At 73.8% G+C, this 2,512-nt stretch carries 3 protein-coding genes; 1 reads left to right on the top strand and 2 read right to left on the bottom strand.

The features are described 5' to 3' along the window. Window positions 1-1,274: teichoic acid transporter (locus AX737_RS28515; RefSeq protein ID WP_066927233.1), on the bottom strand; the 1,274-nt coding region annotated here is incomplete at its 3' end. Window positions 1,275-1,543: 269 nt separating this feature from the next. Here AX737_RS28515 and AX737_RS28510 point away from each other — a divergent pair. Further along, the gene (locus AX737_RS28510; protein ID WP_066927232.1) at window positions 1,544-1,780 is read left to right on the top strand and encodes a hypothetical protein; all 237 of its coding nucleotides are present in this window, start codon (window positions 1,544-1,546) and stop codon (window positions 1,778-1,780) included. A 183-nt stretch (window positions 1,781-1,963) separates the two neighbouring features. Here the strand turns inward: AX737_RS28510 and AX737_RS28505 are convergent, their stop codons facing one another. After that, window positions 1,964-2,434 (bottom strand): GNAT family N-acetyltransferase, encoded by a 471-nt coding sequence (locus tag AX737_RS28505; protein WP_238229288.1) that lies wholly within the window; start codon window positions 2,432-2,434, stop codon window positions 1,964-1,966. Between the last annotated feature and the right edge of the window lie 78 nt (window positions 2,435-2,512).

Below are 2,512 nucleotides of genomic sequence, written 5' to 3'. Positions count from 1 at the left end.
CCCATGGCGAGGCTCGCGGCCGCGGCGCCCGCCAGCGTCCCCCAGGGCAGGCGCAGCCGGTCGGGGCCGGTGAGCGCCCGCCAGCCGAGCCAGGCGCAGCCGGTACAGAGGCCCGCCGTCTGGGCGAGCGGCACGCCGGCCGGCCCGGCGAGACCCGGCAGGACGAGGAGGCCGACCCCGTTGACGGCGAGCCCGGCGCCGGCCGCTGCGATCACGGGAAGCGTCCGGCGGCGGATCTGGAAGACCGGGTTGAGGGCGTAGAACATGATCGCGAGGCAGAACAGGCCCGGCAGCAGCAGGCCGGCGTAGAAGCCGAAGGGCCCCCGATAGGCCTCCGGCACGACGAGGCCCTGGATCGCCGGCAGCACGGCCCAGAATCCGACCGCGCAGGGCATGAGCAGGGCGACCACGACGGCGGCGTTGCGCGCCACCTGCGCCTCCGCCGCCGCCCGCCCGTGCTGCTCCTCGGCCCGCACCGCGAACTGGAACAGCAGGAGGTCGAGCGCGGTGCCGAGCGTCGTGATGCTGCGGCCGGCCACGTCCGCGGCGAGCGCGAAGTAGCCGGCCTCCGCGAAGCCGCCATGGGCCGCGATCACGCCGCGGTTGAGGAAGGGCAGGAGCTGGTAGACCGCGGTCGCGGCGATCAGGGGCAGGCCGTAGGCCAGGAACTGCCGCCAGGTCGTGCGGATCCGCGCCCCGACCGGGCTCGATGCCGGATCGCGCAGGGGCCCGTAGAGCATCAGCACCGAGAGGATCGGGCCGATGCCCGCCGCCGCCAGCACCCAGGCGGGGTGGACGAGGAGCCATGCGGCCCCCGCCATCCCGACGAAGGCCAGCACGTTCTTGGCCGCCATCAGGCCGAGGTAGAGACGCCCGTCGAAGCGGGCGCGGGCGAGCGCGGCGTGGTAGTCGAACACCCCGTTGCCGACGGCGGCCACCATCGTGCCGGCGAGCATCGCGGCCCGTCCGTCCGGCCCCTCGCGGTAGCCCACCGCCAGCGCGACCGCCGCCGCCGCCATCAGGGCGAGGCCGATCAGCCCGTAGGCCCGGTCGAGGCTGTGCCGGATCCAGGGCGCGTCGAGCCGCACCCGGTCCGAGTAGAACCGCGTCGCCGACAGGCGCAGCCATTCCAGCAGCAGGGTGTTCAGAACGATGGCGCCGGCCGTGGCCAGCGCGAAGCGCCCGAAATCGGCCGGCCCGAGCAGCATCGCCAGCAGCAGCCCGAGCCCGAAGCTCAGGCCGGCGTTCAGGACGAAGGCGACGATCACGGCCATCGGGCAGCCCTGCTCGGCTCCCGGACCGCCCGGGGACGGGACTGATGCCCTGCTAGCGCGCGAGCCGCCAAGGATTCCCTAATCGTCAAAGCTTCCCCGACCGCTCCCGTCCCGGCTCCCGCTGTCCCGGTCACGATCCCACCGATCACGCGGCCCCACCGGCTCGTCGTCCATCCCTCCGCATCCCCGGGTTGCGGGGCTGCGGCCTCCGGAACCGCAAGGCGAGGCTTACCGTTCCTGGGCATTCGGATTCTCACGGAGCACGACCCATGCGCCTTCTCGTCCCCGCCGCCCTCGTCCTGGCGGGCCTTCTCCCGCAGGCCGCCAGCGCCGAGACCACGGTGATCCGTCGCGACGCCCCCGACACGGTCGTGGTCGACAGGCCCGCCGTCGAGCGCAAGACCGTCGAGACCCGCGAGACCAGCGACGGCTGCGCCTCGAAGACCGTCACCAAGACGAACGAGTACGGCGACCGTAAGACGGTGACCAAGGAGAGCTGCGACTGAGACAGAGCCGGATCGTCGCGAGGGGAAGCCATTCTCCTCGTGCGTCGCACGGTCCCTGGACCGAGCGCCCTTCCGCTCCACGCAAAGCCCTCCCCCGCAGAGGGGGAGGGAGAGCGGCGCGGACGCATCGGTCCCACTCGAAACAGGTGCCGGAGAAAGAATGATCCGCGCCTCTGCCGCGTCCTACGCCTCCCCCAGCGCCTTCTCGTAGCGCCAGGCCTCCATCCCGTCCTCGTAGTAGTCCGGCCGTACCGCGAAGCGCGCGTAGTCCCGCCGCTCGTAGAGCCGGATGCCGGCGCCGTTGTCGGCCCGGACCTCCAGGCGCAGGCGGTCGCAGCCGTGGGCGCGAGCCTCGGCCTCCGCGGCGTCGAGGAGCCGACCGCCGATGCCCAGCCCCCCGCGCGAGGGCGCGACCGCGATCGAGGAGAGCCGCGCGATCCGGCTGGAGCGCCGCCGCTCCAGAACCGCGGCCCCGACCAGAATTTCCTCTCCATCCTCGACGGCGAGCGCCGCAATGACGCTCATGGTGGCCGAGTCGATCGCGTGGCGGATCGCCCTGCGCTCGGCCCGGTCGGTCGCGAAGGCGGCGTGCTCGAGCGCCACGAGGGCGTCGAGGTCGGCGCGCCGCGCGGGGCGCAGGACGATGTGCGGCACGGCGGTCTCCGCGGGCGCGGGCGGGTGCGACGCCGTGCGTGCGCGGACTGCGCTCACCGGGGGGATTCCGGGGTAGGG

It is taken from the genome of Methylobacterium sp. CCH5-D2, assembly GCF_001556475.1.
GTDB classification, from domain to species: Bacteria; Pseudomonadota; Alphaproteobacteria; order Rhizobiales; family Beijerinckiaceae; genus Methylobacterium; species Methylobacterium hispanicum.
This window is presented reverse-complemented; position numbering and strand designations above follow the sequence as displayed.